The organism is Noviherbaspirillum sp. FW303-A3 (assembly GCF_058788695.1).
Window position 1 is genome coordinate 4,729,478 of the sequence record NZ_JBYTAZ010000001.1, and the last position, 23,756, is coordinate 4,753,233.

The window sequence follows — 23,756 nt, forward strand, 5'->3', positions numbered from 1 at the left end:
ACTGCGTTCCAGGATTGGCATGGAGTCGATATTAACCAGAACTTCGCCAACTGGAGTCGTACCGAGCCGCTGCCTCAGCGAGCGACCGGAAAAAAATTCACGTCTCTCGCATCTAACCTTGACGAATAAAAATATCCACTGATGTCAATTCGAAATATGAAGGTCCGTACTAGGCTCATGTTAATCGCCGCCATTGCCGTTTTCGGCGTTCTGGCAGCGTCGTTAATCACCTATATGAAATTGGCCGCAGATATGAGGTCTGTGGAACGATACGAGTCAAGTGTCATGGCTCGCCAAGAACTCCTAGCCAGTATAAACGGCCAGCTGGGTTATGGAGGCATGATTCATCGTTTCAAAAACATCGTGATTCGGGGCACACCGGAGTTAAAGGCAAAATTTTATGAGAATCACGATACCCTCGTGAAACTGACCGAGCAGTTTTCTGCCCAAGCGGACGTGACAGACAAGGAAAAGGCGGCGCTGGCTACCCTGATTGCTACCATTGAACAATATAGGGCAGGCGCAGGCAAGGCATACGAGTTGTGGCAAAACGGCTTGGCGATATCGGAAATCGATAAGACCTTGAAAGTGGATGACGGCCCCGCTTTGGCGGCTATCAAAGTAATCAACGAGGCCAATCGGGAATATTCAGAGCACGCTAGCAGAATGCAGGCCGCAATTGTAACTTCCAGTCTAGGTGCCGTAATTGCAATGTTCGGCGTTATTGCTTGCACAATTGTTTTCCTGCTTTATGTAACGTACCGCGCACTCTCTCGGCAACTCGGTGGCGAACCCGCCTATGTTGCCGAGATAGTCGGGAAAATTGCGGACGGTGACTTGACCGTTGCCATGGCAACCAAACCCGGCGATCAGTCGAGCCTGTTGTATTCAATAGCCGAAATGCGCGACAGGCTGGTGCAGAGCGTCGGTGATGTGCGTAGTGGCACTGATGCCATTGCGACAGCATCGGCACAAATCGCTGCGGGCAATTCTGACTTGTCATCGCGCACCGAAGAGCAGGCCGGCTCGCTCGAAGAAACCGCGGCCTCTATGGAAGAGTTGACGTCGACGGTCAAGCAGAACGCTGACAATGCGCTTCAGGCAAATCAACTGGCGTCATCTGCATCGGAGGTTGCTGTTAAAGGCGGCGCGGTGGTGGCCGAAGTGGTTCGGACTATGGACTCGATCAACGAGTCAGCGAAGAAAATTGCGGACATCATCGGCGTCATCGACGGAATTGCGTTCCAGACCAACATCTTGGCATTAAATGCGGCAGTCGAAGCGGCGCGCGCAGGCGAGCAGGGACGCGGATTTGCGGTCGTAGCCTCCGAGGTCCGAGTTCTGGCGCAACGATCGGCCGCAGCGGCCAAAGAAATAAAGTCGCTCATTAGTGATTCTGTGACTAAGGTAGATGCGGGCTGTCGACTGGTCGAGCAGGCAGGCGGCACGATGGATGAAATTGTGGTGAGCGTGCGCCGCGTGACCGACATCATGAGTGAAATTGCTGCGGCCAGCCATGAGCAGACGGCTGGCATTGGACAAATCAATCAAGCCATTAGCCAGATGGATCAGGTGACCCAGCGGAACGCTGCGTTGGTCGAAGAATCTGCCGCAGCCGCTGCTTCGCTGGAAGACAAGGCGCACAGCCTGGCGCGGGCAGTGTCCGTGTTCAAGATAAATGAATCTGGGTTCCACCGCCACAACGATGTGTCGTACACGGAACACCGTGCTTCGAAAACGCACGCGCCCGCGATTGCGACTTTGCCGCAGAGAGCGAAAGCGTCAGTTCCTCCAGCGACGCGTGACGAAGTGAAGGGGCAGTACAATCAGGTCTCCAACGCGCGACCAAACGCTCCAGGCGAGTGGGAAGAGTTTTAAGGGGCTTGACCGGGTCGCACCAGAGCGTGCCACGGACACCAACCGGCGTCCTAGACGCTCTCGCCGAGGTAAGATTTCAGATAACACGAATAAGAGGAAGTCAGTGACTTACTTTATTTTGACAGACGACAGGAGCATCGGCAACGAGTTGCAATAGGGCGCGGGAAGCAGTCTGCAAGGTTCTTGGCAGGCTTCTCACTTACACGCAAGAAAACTTCTAGCGAGAAGAACTTGCTGGAATCGGATTTGGTGTATCGCGATGAAACTACCCTGCGGGTGCTCAAGGAATCGGGGCGAGCGGTGCTGACCAGGAGTTATTTGTGGGCGCAGAGGTGCGGCACCGGCCCCCCGGTCCGGTTATTCGGTTAGGCGCCCGGACGCGGCGCCAACGGAACCACCAACTTATCTGCTGGCATTGCCAAAGGCGCGGCGCTGATGAGCGACGGCTACGAAGCCTACATCGCTATTTGACAAGCCAATCGTCATATCTGCGAACTGTTTTGCCTGGCACACCGACTCGACACGCATTTCCTCGTGCGCACTTGCGTTGACCGGCTGGCCGGTGATGGCGACCATACTATCGCCGATTCAAGACGGGATCACCGGCTTTCAATTACCCACATTTTTTGACAGAAGCCGCTGCGTTTCCTAGGCTGCAGGGATCTGTTCTGCCCGAACAGGAGTTCGCTATCGAACAGCACAATGCTTGGATAACAGGCCGCTGTCGGCGTGGCTGACGCAGAAGTTGGATGGCTTCCGGTTCCATGACGCGCGGCTGGCACGATGCTTCTGCAAATTGGCGGCGCAGCTCTGGGACAATCTCGGCCAGAGCATTCCGTTGGCTTGCCAAGACTGGGCTAACACCAAGGCGGCGTATCGCTTCTTTGCCAACGATCACGTCAGCGAAGGGACGATTCAGGATGGGCACTTCCATTCCACAAATGAACGGTTTCATGCAACGACCGACGCGGTTCTGGTCTTGCATGACGCCACCACCTTCTCGCTTCAGCGCGACGACCCGCAGCCGATCGGGATCACGCACAAGACGCATGGCCGAAAGGACAAGCAGGGGCGCCAGCAACATCGGACCGTCTGCGGCATTCTGATGCATTCCAGCCTGGCCGTCACCCTTGAAGACTTGCCCCTGGGGCTGGTTGTTGTCAAGTTCTGGCGCTGGAAGAAATTCTAGAGCGGTTCACGAAATAACGTAGCCCCGTTGGCCAGGTTAAATTCCCCCACCTTTGGCCGGGTCAAACTCCCCCATGGCAGGACATGCGGATTGTAGGGCAATCGGCGTCGCATTGACGAATTTGGCCGTTGCCGATGATGGCCCGAGTTGGTCAGCCTGCCTTTGTCTCGGTTGCCGTCGACTGCGTCAAGCGGCTGGCTGCCTCTTTCAGCCGGTAGCTGCGTCCCTCGAACTCCAGCAGATGCGCGCGGTGCATGAGCCGGTCCAGGATCGTGGTCGCCATGGTCATGTCGCCCAGGTATTTCCCCCAGTCCTGCACCACCCGGTTGGAAGTCACGACGATACTGCGTTTGAGCTTGTAACGCTGATGCACCAGCGCCTGCAGCAGTTCACCCGCGGTCTCGCCGATGCGGCGCGCCAGGAACAGATCGTCGAGCACCAGCAGGTCGGCCTCGACCAGCGCGCGCATCTGCTGCCGCTGCTCGACCTCGCTGCCCATGGCGTACTGCGCGAATGCGCTGTCAGCCTCCAGGTAGCGCACCGCATGGCCGGCCAGCGTGGCCTGGTAAGCGACGGCCTTGGCGACATGGCTCTTGCCGGTGCCGGGCTTGCCGACGATCAGGGCATTCTGCCCTTCGGCGATGAACTTCAGGGTGTGCAGCTCGAAGCACGCCGCACGCGGCAGCTTGGGGTTGAAGCGCCAGTCGAAGTCGGCAAGCAGGGCCCGCTCGTCCAGCCCGCTTTGCTGGTAGCGCCGTTCCATCAGGCGTGAGCGGCGCCGGTCCAGTTCATCCTGCAGGATCAGCGAGAAGGTCTCCAGGAAGGGCTCCTGCGTGGCCTGGGCCTGCAGGATGCGCGTTTCCAGCGTGGCGCGGATGCCGGACAGGCGCAGCGCGCGCAAGGCACGCTCGATTTCGTTCATGGTCATGCTCATCGTGATGGTTCTCCTTGGTGGGTCAAAGGGTGGCGGCAGCCTGCGCGCCGAGGGTGAACAGGTCGGCGTACTCGTCGCCGTCCCGGATCAGGGGATGCTGCTGGGTCAGGTCCAGTTCGTGCTGGATTGGCGCATCGAGGGCGGCCAGCGCCTCCTGCAGGAGGCGCTCGGTCAGTGCCTGGATCGACTTGTAGTGCTGCACGCCATCGCGCAGGGCCTGTTCGCACGCCTGCTCGATGAGACGGCGCGGATAGCGCCGGGCCAGGCCGACCACGCCGCGCAAGCGGCGGTGACCGATGCGGCCGTCGCGCTCGAACCATTGCCGGCATAGGGCGAGCGTGGCTGGTCCGATGTGTTCGGCCTGCGCCAGGATGCTCTTCGTCTCGCGTGACGGGTTGTACGGCCGCTCCTCTTCCGGCAGTAGCACGCTGCCGGGCCGTTGCGCGCGCGGGTGCGTGCGCAGCAGGGCCTGCGTGGTACGGTCGCGGATCTCGATGTGGCGCTCGAACACGCGCACCAGAACGCGGCTGCCGATGGCCGCCGGGCGTGCTGCATAGCTGCTATGGTCGATGCGCACGCAGGTGGCGTCGTCGACGGTGCGTTCGCACTCGGTGAAGTACGCAAAGCCCGACAGCGGCAGCGGCTTGAGGTGCGCGCGTTCCTCCTGGAACATGGCCTCCACCTGACGCCGGGTGGCACCGTGCACGCGCTGCGCGGCCCAGCGCGTTTCCCAGTGTTCGAGGAAGGCATTCTGCTCCTCGATCGATTCGAAGCGCCGGCCCTTGAGCGCGGTGTTCTGCGTATGCTGGATGGCGTTCTCGACGCTGCCCTTGCGGTTCGGATCGCGCACGCGCGCCGGGTCGGCGACCACGCCGTAATGCGCCAGCACCGCGCTGTAGACCGGGTTCAATTCCGGCTCGTACAGGTCGGGCTTGATGACGCCTTCTTTGAGATTGTCGAGCACGACGTAACTGGCGGCACCGCCGAAGTAGCGCCAGGCCTGCTCGTGCAATTGCGCCCAGGTCTCCTTGCTGGAGTTCCAGACCACGCGCCGGAAGCAGCGGCGCGAATAGCGCAGCGTCATGACGAACAGGCGCGGACGGCGGTAGCGGTCGCTGCCGGGCACGCGCGTGAGCGCGCCTTCGCCGTAATCGACCTGGACTTCCTCGCCGGGGGCGAATTCGAGCCGGTCGAACTGTTCCGGTTCGTGCTGCACGATCTTGCCGGCGAATCGCTTGACGCTGTTGTAGCCGCCGGTAAAGCCGAACTGATCGACCAGGTCCTGGTAGATCGCGGTGTAGTTGCGGCGCAGGCGCAACTGCGACTCGATGAAGGCGCGGAACGGCTCGCAGGCCGACGGCATGGCCTGAGCCGGTGGCCGGGGTGGGGGAATTTGCGCTGCCGGCCCGGTGGCCGCCCCGGGGGAATTTGCCGACTGGGGTGCAAGGCGCAGGGCCAGGCGGCGGATGGTCTTGCGATCGACGCCAGTGATGCGCTCGATCTCGCGCTGGCTCTTGCCGGCCGCCAGCAGCGTGGTCACGGTGGTTTGCAGATGTGGCTTCAAGACGTTCACTCCGGATTCCCCTCGACATGCGGAGGGGGAAGGTTACGTCCTGCCAGCGGGATGCCTCCCGGGCGCCAGAAACGGCCTCTACAGTGCCGTTACGCGGGCCTCAGGTGGGGGATTTTGGGGTGGCCAGAAGTGGGGGATTTTGACCGGCCAACGGGGGTAGGGGCTGAGATTTTTGTAATCGGACACCGTCTAAAGAACTCTGTTCAGACGGTGATGTTGCAATGATGGCTGCTGCGTATTCTTTGGATCTGAGGCGAAAGATTGTGCAGGCGTATGAGCGTGGCGCGCGGTCGCAGGTGGAAATTGCCGAGATCTTTGGTGTCAGCCTTGCCTTTGTGGAGAAATTGCTTCGGCAATATCGGCAAAGCGGGGCACTCGAACCGGTCCGCAAACGTCCTGGACGTCATCGACTGATCGATGCTGGTGCCAGCGAACAACTTCAGCATTGGTTGCAAGAACAATCGGATTTGACTTTGGCGGAGTTGGCCGACCGGTTGCAAACACAATGCGGTCTGCACGTCAGTCCGAGTTGCGTGTGGCGGTTATTACGCCGCTTGGATCTGCGTCGAAAAAAAAGACTGTCCATGCAAACGAACGCGACTCACCGCAGGTACTACTGGCACGCCAGCACTACCGCCGCCAGCTTGCCGCCTGTCCCTACCGTCGCCTGAAATTCATCGACGAATCCGGCTGCAATATTGCAATGACCCGACGCTATGGCCGGGCACGGCACGGCGCCCGGGTGCATGATGCGGTGCCGAAAAATTTCGGACGGAATGTCACAATCCTCGGTGCCCTGTCATGCCAGGGATTGGATGCGGTGATGACCGTGGACGGAGCCACCGACACGACCGTGTTTCAGGCGTACATCACACAAGTTCTGGTGCCGACGCTGGCGCCGGATGACATCGTCATCATGGACAACCTGAGCGACCATAAAGTCGCAGGGATCAACGAAGCCATTGAGGCGACCGGTGCCACACTGCTGTACTTGCCTCCATATTCGCCCGACTTCTCTCCCATCGAAAATTGCTGGTCGAAGCTTAAAGCCATTCTGCGCAAGGTCAAGGCTCGCACCCGCGATGCTCTCGATGACGCATTGAAACAGAGCATTGAAGAAATTACCGCAGCCGATGCCTCCGGCTGGTTCAAGCATTGCGGCTATACCTTACATTAAATCGCGAACCGCTCTAGGGGCTCTTCAGCGCTCAAGCGTCATGTCAATCCAACCCAGGTGCCCATCGAAGCCAAGGAAAGCATTCGCTGGCTGGACAACCTGCGCAGCCTACTGCCTTGCTCCATGCACTGGCGCGCTGCATCCATATCGGCGACCGGGGAAGCAGATATCTACGAACTGCTTTGCCTGGCACACCACCTTGGCACACATTTCCTGGTGCGCACTTGTGTTGACCGGCTTCTGGCCGGTGACGGCGGCCATACTATCGCCGATGAAATGGAGGAGGTGCGCGTCAAAGGCAAGCATCGTGCCGAGGTGCGTGATCGACGCGGTAACGTCTCGACGGCAGTATTCGAGATTCGCTTCAAGCGCGCGCTGTCTTGCCGCCAATCGGCAAGCAAGCGCGGTATCCCGAGCTGACGCTGACTGTGCTCCATCCACGCGAATCCGGCGAGCTGAAGGGGCTCGAGCCGATCGACTGGAAATTGCTCACCGATCTGCCCGTGACCACGCGTGTGCAAGCGATCGAGCTCCAGCACTGGTATGCATTGCGATGGAAAATCGAAACCTTCCACAAGATTCTGAAATCCGGATGCAAGGTGGAACAGTCGAAATTGCGCACGGCCGATCGCCTGGATAATCTAATCGCAGTCTATTGCATCCTCGCCTGGCGTATCTTCTGGATGACTATGATGCAGCGCGCCGCCGACACAGCCGCCGCATCCGTCGCCTTCACCGCGACCGAGCAGGCATTGCTCGATCACGTTGCGCGACATGTGCCTGCAACCGGGCCGCCAATAGCAGAACTATCGCATTACCTGCTCAAACTGGCATGTCCGGGCGGTTACCTCGCGGGCTCACGACATCCGCCGCCGGGCAACACTGTGATATGGCGTGGATTCGCGCCTCACCGTTATTGAGCTCGGGTTTATGGTGGCCCTAGAAGTTTTAGGTAATTGAAAGCGTCATGGACTGCTTATATATAAACAATTAGGACCGGATCGTGTCACCTATCGGCGCTTCTCCGGTAGGTGACAGCTTCTTCCTACTTGCCTAACAAGGCCATGATCTGGATTTGCATAAAGCGCGAGCTCTCTAAATAAAACGTTCCCGAGTCGATATAAGTCAATTCAACTGACACGGCATAGTTGCAATGAATTAAAACTCTTCCCAACCGTCAGAGACCGTTGCGACAGGAGCCTTTGCAAGTGCACCTGTTCTATGCCCATGGCTCACGAGATGTTGACTTGACGAAGTTGGCGTCATGGCTTTCAGAGTGGGAATAGCCGCTATAGATTGCGTCGATGGCTCTTTGCGCAATGCGCTAGAAGTCAAATGGTCTGGAATTACAAAGACCCCGACGAGATCGGACAGCTTGTTGGCCTGCTCCTGAAGCGCACCTGAGGCAGCTGCGGCTTCTTCCACTAGTGATGCGTTTTGCTGCGTGACCTCATCCATTTGGGAGATCGCCTGATTGACCTGTTCAATGCCGGCCGTTTGTTCATTACTAGCGGCAGTAATCTCTGCCATGATATCGGTCACGCGTTTGATGCTCTCGACAATTTCATTCATGGTTTCGCCAGCTTGATCAACTAGGATTGCACCAGCATCGACTTTTTCTACAGAGCTATCGATCAACGCCTTGATTTCCTTGGCAGCCGATGCTGATCGTTGGGCGAGGTTGCGCACTTCAGAAGCCACTACCGCAAAACCGCGCCCCTGCTCGCCGGCGCGTGCAGCCTCAACGGCCGCATTTAGCGCCAAGATGTTGGTCTGAAAGGCGATGCTGTCGATGACGGAGATAATGTCAACAATTTTCTTGGAAGATTCGTTGATGGAGCCCATTGTTTCAATCACTTGAGTGACAACTACGCCGCCCTTGCTTGCCACATCAGATGCTGACGTGGCAAGCTGTTTGGCCTGCCGTGCATTGTCGGCGTTCTGTTTGGCAGTCGAAGTCAATTCTTCCATGGAAGAGGCAGTTTCTTCCAACGAACTTGCCTGCCGCTCTGTACGAGCAGATAAGTCCATGTTTCCGGTCGCAATCTGGCCAGATGCCGATGCCATCGAATCCGTGCCAATACGCACTTCTGAAACAACCTTGGCCAAACTGTCGCGCATGCGTTGCATCGCGTATACCATGCTCGCCCGGTCGCCACGCTGCAATGTCACCTCGACAGTCAAATCGCCATTCGCGATTTTTTCAGCGATTTCAGCTGCGTATGCTGGCTCACCACCCAGTTGCCTTGCAAGACTACGAGTGATGAGTACGCCAATGGCAGTACCTGCAAGGACGCTGAGAATGACCAGCGCAATCATCATGCTGCGACTCTCGTTGTATAGATTGCTCGCTTCCTCGGAAGCGACCTTGGCAGTCGCAATCTTTATTTCGGAGAGTTCGGTTATTTTATCGCTAAATGCATCGGCGACAGGACGCAATTGAGTCGACATAAATTTGACCGACTCACTTTCGGTGTCAAGGTTTTCCGCTCTAATCTTTTCACCCGCCATTGAGGCCAGATTACCGAATTTGCTTCGGAGCGCATCCAGTTCTGCAATTGTCTTTTTTTCCTCGTCCGAGTGGAGCAGATCGCGGGCCTGAGCCAAGTTTCTGTCAATGCCATTGAGCGACTTATCCATGGCATTCAGATGTTTGGTGCGCTCCTCGTCGGAGGATGCCAACATGGCACTTCGGATCGCGCGTCCGAACGCGATCATATTGACGTTCGCGTCCTTAATGTGGGATACACCCAGTAGTTCCTTCTCATACAGACGCTTGGCAGCCTCATCCATACGTCCCATATTGAATATGCCAATACCGGCTACGATGGCGCCCATTACTATCAACACCAGAAAACCCGCAGTCAGACGGGTGCTTATCTTAACTTGCTTCATGCTTTTTTCTTTCTTAGGATGGATGGTGAATGCTGCATTCGTCCGCATTTTCCGTTCAAGCAGTGATGCACTCGACAAGGCCGAGATCGTCGGACGACATCAGCTTGTCGATATCGACCAGTATCAGCATACGTTCCTCAATCGTGCCAATTCCCGTCAGATATTCCGTCCTGACCGTGGATCCCATTTCGGGTGCCGGCTTGATCTGTTGCTGAGATAATGTAATGACATCAGATACGCCATCCACCACCATGCCAATCTCACGGCGGCCTACATTGAGGATAATGACCACCGTAAACTGATCATAAGAGACTTGTTCAAAGCCAAATTTAATTCGCATATCGATGATCGGAACGATAGCGCCGCGAAGGTTGATTACACCCTTAATGTAGCTAGGTGCATTTGCAATTTGTGTGGGCTGTTCGTAGCCGCGTATTTCTTGAACTTTCAAGATGTTGACGCCATATTCTTCGTAGCCCAACTTGTAGGCGAGATATTCAAAGTTGGAAGATGATTCAAGTAGAGAAGAAATAATTACCATAGCCTTATATGCAACATATAAACATCGCCCTGTAAATTTGATTAAGTGCGCGTAACAGCTTCTCCAACTGATGGCTGTGCCAAATTCATCCTTAGAGTCCTTTGAATTTGCGACAATGTAGTCGAATTGAAGCCGCGTAGCTTCTATTAGCAAATATTGCGCCATGGCAATGAAAATGTCTTATGTTCCAGGGGCGATTGGAAACACTTCCCTCTAAATAACATCAGGTAAACAAGGGAACGTGGTGGTCTGACATTCTGTAAAGATGCCGCATCCGAATTTTTACAACTCAGGCGTCCGTAACGGCAAAGATGTGTCCGCCATGTGGTAAAAATTTGTCGGACTGTGGCCTCGCGTCACCGTGCCTCCAGGAATCGCGTAATAGGAGTGAGCACTCTGTAGAGATTGAATCGAATATTTGTTCGACTGGAGTCGCCCCTATTAAATCGGACCCCTGTGGTTAGTTGGGCGCGAGCGTGGTTTCGCACCTATACCCCAATACCACGGGCACAGTTCCTTCGGAGGGACACGGAGACTTCAAGGTAAGTGCGAGGTTGACATATTTTTTTTTCTTGGCGTCAAAAGTCATACTTGAGCACCTCAGCGCGAGGAATGCGTGCACCACGACGAATTTGTGACCAGTGTCGCGGTCAAATATTTACCATTCGGCCTCAGTGTCCGGGTAATCCCCCCATTTTTGAAGCGGCCTGAGAGTAGAGACTATGCGACCAAGGCCAGTTTCTGTTTCGGCGTGATGCCGCCGATGGCCATGTTGGGGCGCTCGTGATTATAGGTCCATAGCCAACGGGTTGCGAATTCCTGCACTTCCTCGATGCTGTCGAACAGGTAGTGCGCCAGCCAGTCGTAACGCACTGTCCGGTTGTAGCGCTCGATGTAGGCATTCTGCTGCGGCTTGCCGGGTTGAATGAACTCGACATGAATGCCACGCCGACTTGCCCACGCCATCAACGCGGCGCTGACGTATTCCGGGCCATTGTCACAACGTATCCTATCCGGCCTGCCGCGCCATTCAATGATGCGCTCCAGTGAACGGATTACGCGCTCGGATGGAAGGGAGAAATCCACTTCAATGTCCAAGCCTTCACGGTTGAAGTCATCGATCACATTGAACAACCGAATGCTGCGGCCGTCGGATAACTGGTCGTGCATGAAGTCCATCGACCACACCTGATTGAGTGCCGTCGGTTCGGACAGCGGCTCGGGTTTTTCGCGTACCAGGCGCTTCTTCGGCTTGATGCGCAGGTTCAGTTCCAGCGCCCGATAAATCCGGTACACACGCTTGTGATTCCAGCCATAGCCTTTGACGTTGCGCAGGTACAGAAAGCACAGGCCGAAGCCCCAGTTGCGCTGGTTCGCCGTCAGGCGAATCAGCCAGTCTGCAATCTCGCTGTTCTCTGAAGACAGCTTTGCTTGATACCGATAGCAGGTCTGGCTAATGCCAAACGCCTGGCATGCCACGTGAATGGTGACAGCCTTGTCTTGCACTGCCCATTGCGCCATCTCGCGTCGCTGAGATGGCGCTACCACTTTTTTTGCAGCGCCTCAGCGACGATCTCAGCCTTCAGGCGCTCTTCGGCATACATCTTCTTCAGGCGACGGTTCTCTTCTTCGAGTTCCTTGAGCCGCGCCATCATGGAGGCGTCCATGCCGCCGAACTTGCTGCGCCAGCGGTAAAACAGCGCTGAACTCATGCCGTGCTCTCGGCACAGCTCAGGAACCGGTGTGCCGGCGTTCGCCTGCTTGAGAATGGCGATGATTTGACTTTCCGAAAACCGTGACTTCTTCATGTAAAACTTCCTCGAATCAATATTGAGAAAATTCTACTTTCAAAGCCGCTTAATTTCCGGGGGGATTACCTCCGCATCTTTCTTCTCAGGTTGGTCGTTCCAGCCATATTCGGCGATTTTGGTACGCAAGGTGAGGCGAGAGATCCCGAGAATCTTGGCTGCACGCGTTTTGTTGCCGGCACTCGCATTCAGTATGCGGCGGATGTGGCGCTCTTCAATCTTTGACAGCGAAACCAATTCTTCGTCTGCCAGTTCTGGTGTCACGCTTTCGACAGCGCTGATTTCCTTGGGGAGATGGATTGGGAGAATAATGCCGTTCGCGCTAAGTATGAGTGCCCGTTCAAGTACGTTCCGCAATTCGCGGATATTTCCGGGCCAGTCATACTTTTCGAGAAGCTCACAGGCCGATTGGTCTAGAACCGCGACCGGCTGCTTCATGACTTGAGCGGCATTGGTAAGAAAGTGCACAGCTAAATGCCGTATATCTTCTGGGCGGGTCCGGAGTGGGGGCATTTCGATGATGCCTACATTGAGTCGATAATATAAATCTTCTCGAAATGTGCCAGCCTTAACCATTGCCTGAAGATCTCGATTGGTGGCGGCGACAAATCTTACATCGACTCGCAGCTCTTTCTGGCTACCGACGCGTCGAAACGTTTGAGTTTCGATTGCACGTAACAGCTTCGGCTGCAAGGCAAGCGAAAGATCTCCTATTTCATCCAGAAACAACGTACCGCCGTCAGCCAGTTCTAGCAATCCACGTTTTGCTTGCTTGGCGTCAGTGAATGCCCCCTTTTCATGTCCAAACATTTCGGACTCAAGCAGCCCTTCCGCTAATGCTGAGCAGTTAAGTGACACCCACGGACCTGCTGCCCGCGAGGACATGCTATGTATGGCTTGCGCAATAAGCTCCTTCCCCGTACCGGATTCTCCATGAATCAGGACAGGGATACGTGACGCCGATGCAATGCGCCGAGTGATCTCGATGAGAGACTTGAACTGCGGTCCGTCGCCGATCATCCCAGCAAGTGTAGCGGGTGCTGGAGCCTTTATACGAAGCCTTTCGACCTCAAGCCTTAAGTTCCGAGTCTCCAGTGCACGTCGAACGACATCCTTTAATTCATCAAGTTCGAATGGCTTGTTGATGTAATCGTAAGCTCCGACCTTCACACAAGTAACCGCAGTGCGTACTTCAGGATATGCCGTCATGACGACAATAAGAGCTTCTGGGTCGGACTCCCGCATAGCCTTCAATACTTCTAAGCCATGCATATCCGGCAGGTGAAGGTCGAGTATCATCAGTTCATAGCTGTGGCGATGAAACAGTGCCAGGCCATTAGTGCCGTCTTCAGCCAAGTCAACCTGATAGCCTTGTTTTTCCAGTGCAGCGGTTAGGGTGATGCGAATCGTCGCGTCATCCTCGATGATGAGAATGCGTGCAGGCATTGCTTTCTTGCTCCAGTGTCTATGGCCGCAGACAGTTAGCGTTCAGGACGGGCGATGGGCCAAAGCAATTCAAAGCAGGTTTCATGCCCAACGGTACTCCTGACAGTGATCTCAGCCCCATGCTGGACCGCAATCTTCTTCACTACAGCGAGACCTAGGCCCGACCCGCTTCTGCGAGTAGTAAAAAATGGGTCAAAAATGCGTGCTTGTAATTCCGGCGGGATACCGACTCCATTGTCACGAACGCAGAATCGCATACATGGAACTTCTACACCCCCTTCATCGTGACGAGCAAAGCCCGTACACATTCCAACTTGGATCTTCCCGCCGCTCGGCATCGCGTGTATTGCATTAATGATGAGATTGAGCAGCAATTGCTTGAGATGCGATGGATCGGCCCAGAGATCGGGAACGCCGTCACAGCAAGGAGCGTAGCTGATCGTCACGCCATTGCTCTTCGCTTCCTTTCGCGTCCATAGCAACACGTCTTCGAGAACGTCTTCAAGGCGACACGCAACTGGATGCATTTCCTGCGGGGCAGAAAAGCCGTGAAATGTCCTAAGAAATTCTGTCAGGCGATTAATTTCGTTTTCTGCGCGTCGAAGGTACGCATACTGTTGTTCGGCCATGTCCTCCTCCAGTAGCAACTGAACGACCGCCTTTATCCCAGCGAGTGGATTGCCGATTTCATGAGCCAATCCCATCGCAATCTCGCCCAGGGTGGAAAGCTTTTCTACTTGAAAGATCTGGCGATCCAATTCGCGGCGCTCTTCCTGCAAGCGGCGTTCATCCGTTACGTCTCGCACCACCATAATAAAGCCGACCACAACCGATGCGGACAAAACCGGAGCGAGACTGAAAGATAACGTTTTTTCAAGCAGCGTTAAGTCAAAGTTTATCGCGGCAATACCACTGTCGGTCGCTGTTGCGTAGTCTATAGTGGATCCCGAATTTGAGACAGTTGCCGGCGGTAGTTTAAGCTGTCGTCCCTGAAAGGATGATGGCGAATGAGTGAAGGCAAGAAGCGCAAAGTGCACACGGCGGAATTCAAGGCCAAGGTTGGGTTGGAAGCGGTGCGCGGGGTGAAAACGATCAGCGAGATCGCGCAGGCGTATGGCGTGCATCCGGTGCTGGTCGGGCAGTGGAAGAAAGAGATTCTGGAGCATGCTGGGGCGCTGTTCGAGACCAGGCGTGGCCCGAAGCTAGCGGTCGACGACAAGAGCGGCGAGGAGCGTCTTTACGGCGAGATCGGGCGGCTGAAGATGGAAGTGGACTGGCTCAAAAAAAAGTTGGGGGAGTGAGCCGGGACGCCAGGATCGGCTGGATCGACGGCGCGGACGAGTTGCCCTTGAGCCGGCAGTGCGCCCTGGCCGAAGTGCCGCGCGCCACGGTGTACCAGCGGCGGGCCATGGCGGCGTGCAACGCCGACGCGCTGCGGGACGACGATCTGCTGCTGTGCCAGCTGATCGACGAGGAATACACGAGCCGGCCGTTTTACGGCAGCCGGCGCATGGTGGTGTTCCTGCGCGGGTTGGGGCACGTGGTGAACCGCAAGCGCGTGCAGCGGCTCATGCGCACGATGGGGCTGGCGGGGATGGCGCCGGGGCCGGACACGAGCGGCAAGCATCCGCGGCACAAGGTGTACCCGTACCTGCTGCGCGGGGTGGAAGTGGTGCGGCCGAACCACGTGTGGTCGACCGACGTGACGTACATCCGGCTGGCGCGCGGTTTTGCCTACTTGGTGGCGATCATCGACTGGTATAGCCGCAAGGTGCTGTCCTGGCGCATCAGCAACAGCATGGACGCGTCGTTCTGCGTGGACTGTCTGGAGGACGCGCTGCGCGAGCACGGCAAGCCGGAAGTGTTCAACAGCGACCAGGGCGCGCAGTTCACGAGCCATGCCTTCACGGGCGTGCTCAAGCGGGAAGGTGTGGCAATCAGCATGGACGGTCGCGGGCGGGCGCTGGACAACATCTTCGTCGAACGGTTGTGGCGCAACGTCAAGCACGAAGACGTGTACCTGAAGGGCTACGCCACGATGGGCGAGTTGACGGTCGGGCTGGCGCAGTACTTCGCGTTCTACAACGAGACGCGGCCGCATCAGTCGCTGGGCTATGCGACGCCGGGCAGCGTGTACCGGAGCGGCCGGGGCGGTGGTGCGAAGATCGTGGACAAATTCGGCGGCGCGCGGGAGGAATCCCTTGCTCCGCTACGCTGCGCAAGGGATTCCTCCCGCGCAGAAACAGGGCAGCGCTGTTCCGCTGCAAGTGAAGTCATGGATGCAGCTTAAACTTCGAAAAAAACTGTCTTGACGGATGGGTCCACTTTAGTCATCCCATCCGGCCCAGAACTCCCTAACTGAGCGACCTACCAGGGTTCCGTCAGGGCCAGCAAGATAGCGACGCGCAGCACCATTCACTAATTCAAATACCCCGGTGGGAGAGACGGAGATAATTCCATCTACCGTATTGGCGATAATGGCCGCCAACTGGCTGCGTTCGCGCTCCAGATCGGCAGTTTGCTTTTTCACTTCGCTCTCGAGTTCAGTTCTGCGGTTCTCTAAAACTTGGTACGATTTTTCCAATTCTGCCGCCATGCTGTTGAAGCTTGTAGCAAGGTCGGCAATCTCGTCGTCGCCTTTAATCTCGGCCCGACGAGAGAAGTTTCCTTTGGCAATTTCCTCCGTCTCGGCACGCAACATCATGAGTGGGCGGAGCATAAGACGGGAAAGCATGAATCCGCCCGCTGCAGCGACAAGCAGAGAAAGCGCCAGCACGCCGTACAGCAGATACAGATTAAAAATTGAATCGAAGAGTCGATTTTGAGGAAGTGACAATGCTACCGACCATGCCGTCGTATCTTCTTGACGCACAGGGAGAGATTGTCCGATAGGGATGGGGGCGTACGCGACAATCGACTCTCGAAGTGCATCCGTTCCTCGCGCCGTACCGGTCATCCGGGATAGTAGCTGAGACGGAAACAGGGGGGCCAGGGTTTCTATCGGCTTCATGCTGAATAGGCCCGGAACGTCAACGTTGGCAGAGCGCGACAGGTAGTAGCCGGACCGATCGAACAGGTACGCAATCCCGCCGCGACCGCTCGCCATTTCCTGCACTTGCTGAAGGATGTACGAAGCGTGCAGATTGATGATCAGGAGTCCAGATATTTTCCCTCTGCCATCAGCAATAGGCGTTATGAATCGAACAACAGGGCGCTCCGGCGACTCGGCCTTGCCATGTTCCATATTCAGATCCAATGCAGATACGTAGACCTGGCCTGGTGCGCGCGCTAATCCTTCTCGAACGTAGTAACGGTCCGACTTGTCCTGCAATTCACTGTCCGCAAGCGTGAGGACCTCGTCACCGCGCCGGTCAACACGCACGAGTTCCTTGCCATTAGTATCGAGCAAGCGAATCTGGTAGATGTACGGATAGGTCCGGGCGAATGACGCATAGTCTCGCTCAAGGCTGCGACGTAATCTGTCATTCAATCTTCCGTCTTGCATCGTGTCGATTGCTTGAAGCAGAACAGAAGAACTCGACAGGTACAGCAGTTCGCTTGAGAGCTGATCGAAAAAGTGACTCATCCCCGCAGCTCGACTCCCCACTTCCTGCTCCAGATGTTGCAGTGTTTCATGACGCAAGCTGTTGAGAGACAGGTAAATGCCAATTACTCCTGCCGTGATTAAAGGCACGCATGCAGCAAGTAAGAATGCCGTATAGATTTTGGTCGAGAGCCGCTTAAACGCTCGGACAGATTTCATTGGCGCCGAATATGCTGTAAGTAGTGCGCAATTATCCTATAGAAACGCATCGAAACAATATCCAGTTGTTATCTACTGATGTCGACGGATTGGGGTTGCGGTCAGTAATTTGCCATGCCGGCTAAATGCTTGCCACCGCTTGCGCTAAGTCTTTTTCGGCCACTCCAGTTCGCTGCGATTGTTCGCCCTTCAGCTGGCGCCAATTCACTGCGTTTTTTTCAGGCGCATTTCTTGCTCGCTGCCGCATGTAACTTCTACGCCGAGGTTTGTTGACTCCTTTTGTTCCAGTGGCGAGTTCGACAAGATGAAACAATATGGGCGCAAACAATGCAGGTTGTTTATTGAATAGCATGTTTAATAGGTATTGTTCTTTGTTCGGTGTCGCGGCGGTTGAGGCCGGTCGCGTTGGTGCGGGACAATTAAAGGAGGCGTTAAAGATTCAACGCGAAGAAAAGGAGCGCGGGAATGACGTTCGATTACTTGCAACCATCTGTTTTGATAAAGGCTGGATGACGAGTGATCAAATCGACGAAGTTCTGAACATTGTGTTACGTGCATGCCGTTGCAGTGATGCTACGTTGCCACATAATTCTCAGCCTGAGATGCCCCACCTCGAGCATCGACGTATTATGCGCTTTAGCAATAAAGTTCAGTTCGCGGTCGTTGCGCTACTTGACATCGTGATTCACAAGAAAATGGGCGTCGTTTCACTTCCTCGGATTAGTCGACGTCTTGATATCTCCTTGTCTTACTTGGAGCATATTTTTTCGCAGCTGCGGAGGAAGGGACTTGTTGATTCGATTCGGGGAGCGGACGGCGGTTATTGCCTCGCACGCCCTGCTGATCAAATCAGCGTCGGCGATATTGTGATCGCTACTGAGCAGCCGCGCGCTAAGGGGCGAGACGAAGCCAAGAACGGGGGTGATGACGGCCGACATAGTGAGAATGTCAGCTGGATCACTGAGAAGCTTTGGGTCAGCTTAGAAGAAATGATTATTGAGCATCTTTACAGTGTGTCTTTGCAGGATCTTGCTGATCGGATTGTCTTGAGCGGGGAACATTTCAATGACTGTCGGACTGAGTTCAATGAATCGCGTCTCGACTCGCGTTCATCGAATTTGACTGGGCCGTGTCCGTCGTTAAGCCATATTTCTTGCCGGTAGTTTATTGATCGACGTGGCTAATTTTTGATCGCAAGGAGTAAGGTCTTCGAGGAGGCTCTATCTGAACATGCAGAGCGTGGTGGGCTCGTTCTACACGCTTTTCATAGACATTGCCCAATAACAAAGGTGCTGTCTGTCGAATGATCGTTCATTTTTCTCGAATGCCATTCCGATGAGCCAAAGGCATGGCACGATTACTGCAGTGCAAGTCTAAAATCTTATTGAGACAAGCATGTGCAAACTTTACTCGCCCGTTCGCATGCAAGAACAGTCTGTTGCTCGCGAGGGCTGTGTCCGGCAGCGCGTGCGCAGAAGGCAGAGGCGTCACCGACTAGAACGAATAGACGGCTGGCGATCAGGACAACAACAAGCTGAGCCTTTTCCGCATCAACCACGCTTAGCGCCCCGGATCACTTTCTATTCGGGTAGTACTGGCTTTGAGTCCAACGAGCAAGGCAGTTCCGGCTTGCGAATGCCTTGGTGTGCCCGCTCCTTATTTGTAGCGGGAGATAAATCGGCTAGATGGCGGTAGTACGGTGTACTACCAAGTCTATCTTCCGCTGGACCATTCCGTGCATTCCATGGCCTGCATCGATCTCGCCATCGCCTTGGCAATCATGAGCGGCGCTGGTGCCAGGCTTACGGGTAGCCATGTCAGCGCATCTCAAGGGGACGACGTATTTTTGCATCAAGCCACCGACGACTGGCGAATCTGTGATGGGATTAGGGTGATCGGAGCTGCGGCCTCGTGTGATACCCGTACCTATCAGAGAAAAGAGAACGTTCTCTTCTCTCCGTTGGCCACATTTACTGCGCGATGTGAGGCCGCCGGTGTGCAGTATAGCGTCGTTACTCTTGAGGGGACCACGCATGAAGCCTTGGTGCTTGATATCTTGTCCTCAGAATCTGATCTGGTGGTAATGGGGACGGACGGCGGAGGGCGAGTGGCGTCAACTCGGCGTGCTGGCGTGTGCGATAGAGTCGCACACCTCATCGACCGCGATCTCCTGATAGTACGAGAAAGTACGAATCGCGCGGATGGCAATATCGTGGTGGCGTTAGATGGTAGTCCGCAATCCTGGGCTGCGCTAATGATAGGAATCCAGCTAGGCATGGCAACCGGTGAGCAGGTCGAGGTGATTGCCGTCTGCGACTCTCGGGAACACAAACGTAAGAAAAACAAGATGATTAAGCGCTTGTTCCCCGACTCTCATCGATATGCGGGCCTTATGGGACAAAAAATGTTGCATGACGAGGTTCCCGATATCGGCTTGAGTGAAATTCACCGGGTAAACCTGGAAACGGCCGCCCGATTGGCGCGCAGTCGAGGTGTCGAAATCTCGACCACGCTTCTTTCCGGGGCTGTTTTAGATCAACTCGTCGCTTACTCGCGGGAAACGATGCCTTGGCTCCTCATGCTTGGCCGTACCGGCACTAATATCAGCGGTGCAATGGGGCTTGGTTGTACAGCCAGAAAGTTGTTGCGACTGACACCGTGCAACTTGTTGTTGACAGTGCACTCCTTCAATCCAACGCGAGAGCACTATGTCGATCCTGCGAATTCATACCCGTCACTGCAAGTCTGAAAGCGGTTACGAATCCTACGTTGTGAAAATGGAACGTCGCGCCAAAGCCACAAATTGAACACCACCCGCTGATCTTGGAATGTATATAGGTATTTCTATCGATATTCAAGTTGTTGCCGATTTTAGTCCAACGGCACTTTGGCACGATCAAGGAAACTAGGGTGAATCATTGCGCACGCCGCGTGTGTGACGTGGCGAGAAGCTAAATATGGGCTATTTCGATGACAGTGATTTCGGAGAATATAAATGCAAGCGTATCGCGGTGAACTAGGCGTTTTCGATGAACGGTGCAATTCAGTAGTTGTAACCAATGAGCCGACGCCCGTATCAGTTTTGTGGAAGCTAACATATAGGTGCAACCTGGCGTGCAAGCACTGCATGCTGAATGCAGTGCACCGTGAAAGCACGTGGTGCAACGAGTTGAGCGAAGACCAGGCTGCACAGTTGGCGCGCGATATAGGATCGCTGGTTCCTGCTGCCATAGTGGTGATAGCAGGCGGTGAGCCGTTGCTGCGTATGGATCTACCCAGTATCGTCGCAGCACTGGCAGACGCCGGACTTGTCCCCGTGATCCACACTAACGGCATGCTCTTAGACGAGTTTCAGGCAGCACGACTACGATTCGCCGGTGCGCTAGGCGTAAGCATCAGCCTTGACTCTAGCTCGGCGCAGTTTCACGATCATCTCCGCGGACGTATCGGCGCATGGAGAAGTGCATCCGCTGGGATTACCGCCGCGCGAGCAGTCGGGCTTGAAGTGATGATGCAAACCACTCTGCTCGAACAAAATCTCGATGAATTGCCCGCCATTGTTCAAATGGCTTATACATCGGAAATAAGAAGTCTAAACCTCTCCATCCTGAGCGCAAGTAACTGCAGCGCATTGGGTTCCATCGAATTAGATTTGAGTAATGAGCGGGCGCTACCGGATCTTGCGCGTCTACAGAACTCCTTTCCAGGATTAGCATTGACTGCTGGATCTGTCACAGATGCTTGGAGTGGCCTCGTCTCGCGTGGTAAAAGAAGCGCGCGCATGAATGTGAAATTCTCGAGTCGGCGTGGCGATCGTCAGCTTTTGCATATCTCCCCTGAAGGGGAAATCTCGCATTCGCCTAGCGATCTCAAGCCAGCGCTCCGATGCATGCAAGAGAACTCGATGTAATGTCAAAGTTGTTCGCGACTGCGTCAATTTTCGACTATTAACATCTATTGAGAGAGTGCTTATGAACGAGTTAGTCCAATCCCAATCCGCGGACTCCCCTGCAGTGTTTGCGAGAACCGCGGCTGGTATTGCTCTGGTTGCTGGCTTGGCAATGATTCTCGGTTGGTTCATGGACGTCGATGCAGTGACGTTCCCACTACCTGCTGCGGGCAATATGAAGGCCAACACTGCGCTATCCTTCGTCATCTCCGCAGTGGCGCTGTGGGCTGCCCTTGAATCTAAATTACGTATGCGGCGCACCATCGTATCCTTCAATGCGATTGTGCTATTTGGAATTGGAGCCGGAACGCTTGCGGAGTATGTGTTTGACGTTAATCTCGGCATTGACGAGCTTCTAGCCCGGGATCCACATGGACACCCACCGGGGCGGATGGCTCATGCGACGGCGACCGCGTTCGCCCTACTAGGCACGGCATTTTTCTTACTCGGTCGTCGCGCACTTGCAGCGGTGATTGCCACGCTTTGCAGTCTTGCCGTCGGCTCCATTGGCATGCTCGGGTACCTGTTTGGTGTTCAAGCCGCACGGCCATTTGAAGGCTACGCCACCTTCGCCCCTACCACGGCTACATTAGTTGTTGTCGTGTCCGCCGGCCTGCTTTGTGTCGCTTGGCGTAATGGGGCGACGCGCGATCCTGGAGTGAATATTATTGCTAGCAATTACGGGCAAAAGTTAGTTCTGTGGGGCACTCCGGTATTGCCGTTTGCCTGGTTATGGTTGCATTGGGAAGGCACCGGATACGATCGCAATGGATTCAGTATCACCCTCGTGGTCACCTTGACTGTAATCACGCTTGGTGCCGCAGCTTGGTTCGTTACACGTTCGTTGGTCCGAGTGAATCAGGCCTTGCAGGAAAGCGAAGCGCGCTTTCTGGGCATACTCGAGTCCGCAGTGGACGCTATCATAATTAGTGATGCTACGGGGCGGATCGAGCACGTGAACGCGAGCACGGAGAGAATGTTTGGCTACGACCGTGGCGAGCTAAACGGGAAGACGATCGAAGCACTAATCCCCGAGCGATTTCGCGCAACACATCGTACACACCGCGACAACTTTGGGGAGCGTGCGCTGGCAGGGCCGATGCGCGACCGCACGCTCTTCGGGCGACGAAAAGATGGCAGCGAGTTTCACGCGGAAATCAGCTTGTCCACATGGCGTGTTGGCGAGAGGCTCTTGATCACAAGCATTGTGCGTGATATCACTCAGCGTAGGGGATACGAGGCACAACTGGAATATCTGGCAAATCATGATGATCTAACCGGGCTGGCTAACCGTCATCAGACGCGCTACCGTTTGCAGCTGGGCATTCAGTACGCGCAACGCTATCGTACACAGATCGCGGTTCTGTATATCGATCTGGACCGCTTCAAAATCATCAATGACGGGTTGGGCCACAACATCGGCGATGAAGTACTGCGGAACGTTGCAGCAAGGCTCAAGTCCTGCCTGTGCGAAAACGACACCATCGCACGAATGGGGAGCGACGAATTCGTGGTGATACTTCCCGAACTCACGCAGGTAAGCGAGATTGAGCGGATTATGCAGCAGGTGAAGGACGAGATGCTAGCTCCTGTAGCAGTCGAAGGCGAAGATTTGACCGTTACCTGCAGCATTGGTGCCAGTATCTATCCGCAGGATGGTACGGATCCTGAGACATTGCTGAAGCATGCTGATGCAGCCATGCATCGTGCCAAGGAGTTGGGGCGTAATCGATGCCAGTTTTTCACTAGCGAACTGAATCAGCGTGCAAACGAGCGGTTGTCCTTGGAAAACAAGTTGCGCCATGCCTTACGGAATGGGGAATTGCTGTTGCATTATCAGCCTCAAGTAGAGGTCTCTAGTGGACGCATTGTCGGTGCTGAAGCATTACTGCGTTGGAATAGCCCGGAGTTGGGCATGGTTGCCCCGAATAGATTCATTCCGCTTGCAGAAGAAACTGGTTTGATAGTATCGATCGGAGAGTGGGTACTTTTCACTGCCTGTGCCCAGAACCAAGAGTGGCACTCCGCGGGACTCTGCCCTATACGCGTCGCAGTGAATCTCTCCGCACGTCAGTTTCGCGAGCGGAGTCTTACGGACGTCGTGCGGCGTGCGCTTTCAGAAACTGGCCTTCCTGGGCAATTGCTTGAGTTGGAGCTGACGGAAAGTCTTGCGATGGAAGAACTTGATAATGTGATTCCCACTTTGCTCGAGTGTAAAGCGATGGGTGTTTCTGCCGCAGTTGACGATTTTGGAACGGGCTATTCCTCACTAGCCTATTTGAAGCGCTTCGCTATCGACAGGCTAAAAATCGATCGATCATTTGTACAGAACATTACTAGCGACCCGAGCGATGCAACGATCGCTAAAACTGTCATTTCTATGGCCCATAGTCTGAAACTTAAAGTCGTTGCCGAAGGTGTCGAGACAAGAGAGCAACTGAACTACCTTCAGGAAAGAAGTTGCGACGAGATGCAGGGATTTTTGTTTGGCGAGCCTGTACCAGCAGAAGACTTCGCCCAGTTGCTACGAAACGGGATTGCCTTGGATCGAACTAAGAAAGTAGACAAGGCACTTGCGCAATCAGCATGAGCTATTCATCCTG

At 55.1% G+C, this 23,756-nt stretch carries 21 protein-coding genes; 12 read left to right on the top strand and 9 right to left on the bottom strand.

Translation table 11 applies throughout. The annotated features are described in order from the left end of the window. Nucleotides 1-177: 177 nt before the first annotated feature. Complete coding sequence (locus tag AC3WOY_RS22745) at nt 178-1,878, top strand: methyl-accepting chemotaxis protein (RefSeq protein ID WP_492427927.1); 1,701 nt, start codon at nt 178-180, stop codon at nt 1,876-1,878. A 183-nt stretch (nt 1,879-2,061) separates the two neighbouring features. Next, on the top strand, nt 2,062-2,247 hold the full coding sequence (locus AC3WOY_RS22750; RefSeq protein WP_492427929.1) for an IS66 family transposase: 186 nt from the start codon (nt 2,062-2,064) through the stop codon (nt 2,245-2,247). Nucleotides 2,248-2,280: 33 nt separating this feature from the next. Here the strand turns inward: AC3WOY_RS22750 and AC3WOY_RS22755 are convergent, their stop codons facing one another. Next, the gene (locus tag AC3WOY_RS22755; RefSeq protein ID WP_492427931.1) at nt 2,281-2,454 is read right to left on the bottom strand and encodes a hypothetical protein; all 174 of its coding nucleotides are present in this window, start codon (nt 2,452-2,454) and stop codon (nt 2,281-2,283) included. A 130-nt stretch (nt 2,455-2,584) separates the two neighbouring features. Here AC3WOY_RS22755 and AC3WOY_RS22760 point away from each other — a divergent pair, with 130 nt between their 5' ends. Next, nucleotides 2,585-3,067 (top strand): IS4/Tn5 family transposase DNA-binding protein, encoded by a 483-nt coding sequence (locus AC3WOY_RS22760; RefSeq protein WP_492427933.1) that lies wholly within the window; start codon nt 2,585-2,587, stop codon nt 3,065-3,067. 151 nt (nt 3,068-3,218) lie between these two features. Here AC3WOY_RS22760 and istB read toward each other — a convergent pair whose 3' ends face one another. Together istB and istA are read right to left on the bottom strand one after the other, a co-directional pair. Next, nucleotides 3,219-4,001, bottom strand: a complete 783-nt coding sequence (istB, locus tag AC3WOY_RS22765) for an IS21-like element helper ATPase IstB (protein WP_492424242.1) — start codon at nt 3,999-4,001, stop codon at nt 3,219-3,221. A gap of 22 nt (nt 4,002-4,023) precedes the next feature. Next, nucleotides 4,024-5,574, bottom strand: coding sequence for an IS21 family transposase (istA, locus tag AC3WOY_RS22770; protein ID WP_492424244.1), 1,551 nt, complete (start codon nt 5,572-5,574; stop codon nt 4,024-4,026). A 221-nt stretch (nt 5,575-5,795) separates the two neighbouring features. Here istA and AC3WOY_RS22775 point away from each other — a divergent pair, with 221 nt between their 5' ends. The 4 genes from AC3WOY_RS22775 to AC3WOY_RS22790 are packed head-to-tail and all read left to right on the top strand — an operon-like array spanning nt 5,796 to nt 7,671. Then, complete coding sequence (locus tag AC3WOY_RS22775; protein WP_492427935.1) at nt 5,796-6,245, top strand: helix-turn-helix domain-containing protein; 450 nt, start codon at nt 5,796-5,798, stop codon at nt 6,243-6,245. 32 nt (nt 6,246-6,277) lie between these two features. After that, nucleotides 6,278-6,751 carry an IS630 family transposase gene (locus AC3WOY_RS22780; protein ID WP_492427937.1) on the top strand — a complete coding sequence of 158 codons (474 nt, stop codon included), beginning with the start codon at nt 6,278-6,280 and terminating at the stop codon, nt 6,749-6,751. Nucleotides 6,752-6,808: 57 nt separating this feature from the next. Further along, nucleotides 6,809-7,171, top strand: a complete 363-nt coding sequence (locus AC3WOY_RS22785; RefSeq protein WP_492427939.1) for a hypothetical protein — start codon at nt 6,809-6,811, stop codon at nt 7,169-7,171. Then, nucleotides 7,132-7,671: a transposase gene (locus AC3WOY_RS22790; RefSeq protein WP_492427941.1), complete on the top strand. Its 540-nt coding sequence runs from the start codon at nt 7,132-7,134 to the stop codon at nt 7,669-7,671. The genes AC3WOY_RS22785 and AC3WOY_RS22790 overlap by 40 nt, the downstream gene beginning before the upstream one ends. A gap of 238 nt (nt 7,672-7,909) precedes the next feature. On the opposite strand, the gene AC3WOY_RS22795 is transcribed toward AC3WOY_RS22790, so the two are convergent. The 5 genes from AC3WOY_RS22795 to AC3WOY_RS22815 form a co-directional block, all read right to left on the bottom strand. Beyond that, nucleotides 7,910-9,646, bottom strand: coding sequence for a methyl-accepting chemotaxis protein (locus AC3WOY_RS22795; RefSeq protein ID WP_492427943.1), 1,737 nt, complete (start codon nt 9,644-9,646; stop codon nt 7,910-7,912). A 55-nt stretch (nt 9,647-9,701) separates the two neighbouring features. Further along, nucleotides 9,702-10,187 (bottom strand): chemotaxis protein CheW, encoded by a 486-nt coding sequence (locus AC3WOY_RS22800; protein ID WP_492427945.1) that lies wholly within the window; start codon nt 10,185-10,187, stop codon nt 9,702-9,704. Nucleotides 10,188-10,907: 720 nt separating this feature from the next. Further along, nucleotides 10,908-11,995, bottom strand: a protein-coding gene (locus AC3WOY_RS22805) for an IS3 family transposase (RefSeq protein ID WP_492427947.1) whose coding sequence is annotated in 2 segments (ribosomal slippage) — nt 10,908-11,746 and nt 11,746-11,995 — 1,089 coding nt in all. Because the reading frame shifts where the segments join, the coding sequence is not laid out codon by codon here. Nucleotides 11,996-12,034: 39 nt separating this feature from the next. Then, nucleotides 12,035-13,441 carry a sigma-54-dependent transcriptional regulator gene (locus tag AC3WOY_RS22810; protein WP_492427949.1) on the bottom strand — a complete coding sequence of 469 codons (1,407 nt, stop codon included), beginning with the start codon at nt 13,439-13,441 and terminating at the stop codon, nt 12,035-12,037. Between the two features lie 35 nt (nt 13,442-13,476). Continuing rightward, the gene (locus tag AC3WOY_RS22815; RefSeq protein ID WP_492429389.1) at nt 13,477-14,478 is read right to left on the bottom strand and encodes a two-component system sensor histidine kinase NtrB; all 1,002 of its coding nucleotides are present in this window, start codon (nt 14,476-14,478) and stop codon (nt 13,477-13,479) included. Nucleotides 14,479-14,582: 104 nt separating this feature from the next. Here AC3WOY_RS22815 and AC3WOY_RS22820 point away from each other — a divergent pair, with 104 nt between their 5' ends. Then, a complete protein-coding gene (locus tag AC3WOY_RS22820) occupies nt 14,583-15,731 on the top strand; it encodes an IS3 family transposase (RefSeq protein ID WP_492427951.1) in 1,149 nt (382 codons plus the stop codon). Nucleotides 15,732-15,767: 36 nt separating this feature from the next. Here AC3WOY_RS22820 and AC3WOY_RS22825 read toward each other — a convergent pair whose 3' ends face one another. Then, nucleotides 15,768-17,204, bottom strand: coding sequence for a cache domain-containing protein (locus AC3WOY_RS22825; protein WP_492427953.1), 1,437 nt, complete (start codon nt 17,202-17,204; stop codon nt 15,768-15,770). Nucleotides 17,205-17,518: 314 nt separating this feature from the next. Between AC3WOY_RS22825 and AC3WOY_RS22830 the strand changes: the two genes are divergently transcribed. From AC3WOY_RS22830 to AC3WOY_RS22845, 4 genes are all read left to right on the top strand, one after another. Further along, the gene (locus AC3WOY_RS22830; RefSeq protein WP_492427956.1) at nt 17,519-18,367 is read left to right on the top strand and encodes an Rrf2 family transcriptional regulator; all 849 of its coding nucleotides are present in this window, start codon (nt 17,519-17,521) and stop codon (nt 18,365-18,367) included. A gap of 536 nt (nt 18,368-18,903) precedes the next feature. After that, entirely contained in the window at nt 18,904-19,953 is a 1,050-nt protein-coding gene (locus AC3WOY_RS22835; protein ID WP_492427958.1) for a universal stress protein, read from the top strand. A gap of 246 nt (nt 19,954-20,199) precedes the next feature. Then, a complete protein-coding gene (locus AC3WOY_RS22840) occupies nt 20,200-21,114 on the top strand; it encodes a radical SAM protein (RefSeq protein ID WP_492427960.1) in 915 nt (304 codons plus the stop codon). A 61-nt stretch (nt 21,115-21,175) separates the two neighbouring features. Beyond that, nucleotides 21,176-23,743, top strand: coding sequence for a putative bifunctional diguanylate cyclase/phosphodiesterase (locus AC3WOY_RS22845; RefSeq protein ID WP_492427962.1), 2,568 nt, complete (start codon nt 21,176-21,178; stop codon nt 23,741-23,743). Nucleotides 23,744-23,756 lie beyond the last annotated feature (13 nt).

What these genes read in the sequence shown, in the direction of transcription:
- AC3WOY_RS22795 (WP_492427943.1), bottom strand. Translation starts at nt 9,646, where the DNA reads ATGAAGCAAGTTAAGATAAGCACCCGTCTGACTGCGGGTTTTCTGGTG.
- AC3WOY_RS22845 (WP_492427962.1), top strand. Translation starts at nt 21,176, where the DNA reads ATGAACGAGTTAGTCCAATCCCAATCCGCGGACTCCCCTGCAGTGTTT.
- AC3WOY_RS22830 (WP_492427956.1), top strand. Translation starts at nt 17,519, where the DNA reads ATGGGCGCAAACAATGCAGGTTGTTTATTGAATAGCATGTTTAATAGG.
- AC3WOY_RS22755 (WP_492427931.1), bottom strand. Translation starts at nt 2,454, where the DNA reads ATGGTCGCCATCACCGGCCAGCCGGTCAACGCAAGTGCGCACGAGGAA.
- AC3WOY_RS22825 (WP_492427953.1), bottom strand. Translation starts at nt 17,204, where the DNA reads ATGAAATCTGTCCGAGCGTTTAAGCGGCTCTCGACCAAAATCTATACG.
- AC3WOY_RS22780 (WP_492427937.1), top strand. Translation starts at nt 6,278, where the DNA reads ATGACCCGACGCTATGGCCGGGCACGGCACGGCGCCCGGGTGCATGAT.
- AC3WOY_RS22810 (WP_492427949.1), bottom strand. Translation starts at nt 13,441, where the DNA reads ATGCCTGCACGCATTCTCATCATCGAGGATGACGCGACGATTCGCATC.
- AC3WOY_RS22745 (WP_492427927.1), top strand. Translation starts at nt 178, where the DNA reads ATGTTAATCGCCGCCATTGCCGTTTTCGGCGTTCTGGCAGCGTCGTTA.
- AC3WOY_RS22800 (WP_492427945.1), bottom strand. Translation starts at nt 10,187, where the DNA reads ATGGTAATTATTTCTTCTCTACTTGAATCATCTTCCAACTTTGAATAT.
- AC3WOY_RS22775 (WP_492427935.1), top strand. Translation starts at nt 5,796, where the DNA reads ATGATGGCTGCTGCGTATTCTTTGGATCTGAGGCGAAAGATTGTGCAG.
- AC3WOY_RS22840 (WP_492427960.1), top strand. Translation starts at nt 20,200, where the DNA reads ATGCAAGCGTATCGCGGTGAACTAGGCGTTTTCGATGAACGGTGCAAT.
- istB (WP_492424242.1), bottom strand. Translation starts at nt 4,001, where the DNA reads ATGAGCATGACCATGAACGAAATCGAGCGTGCCTTGCGCGCGCTGCGC.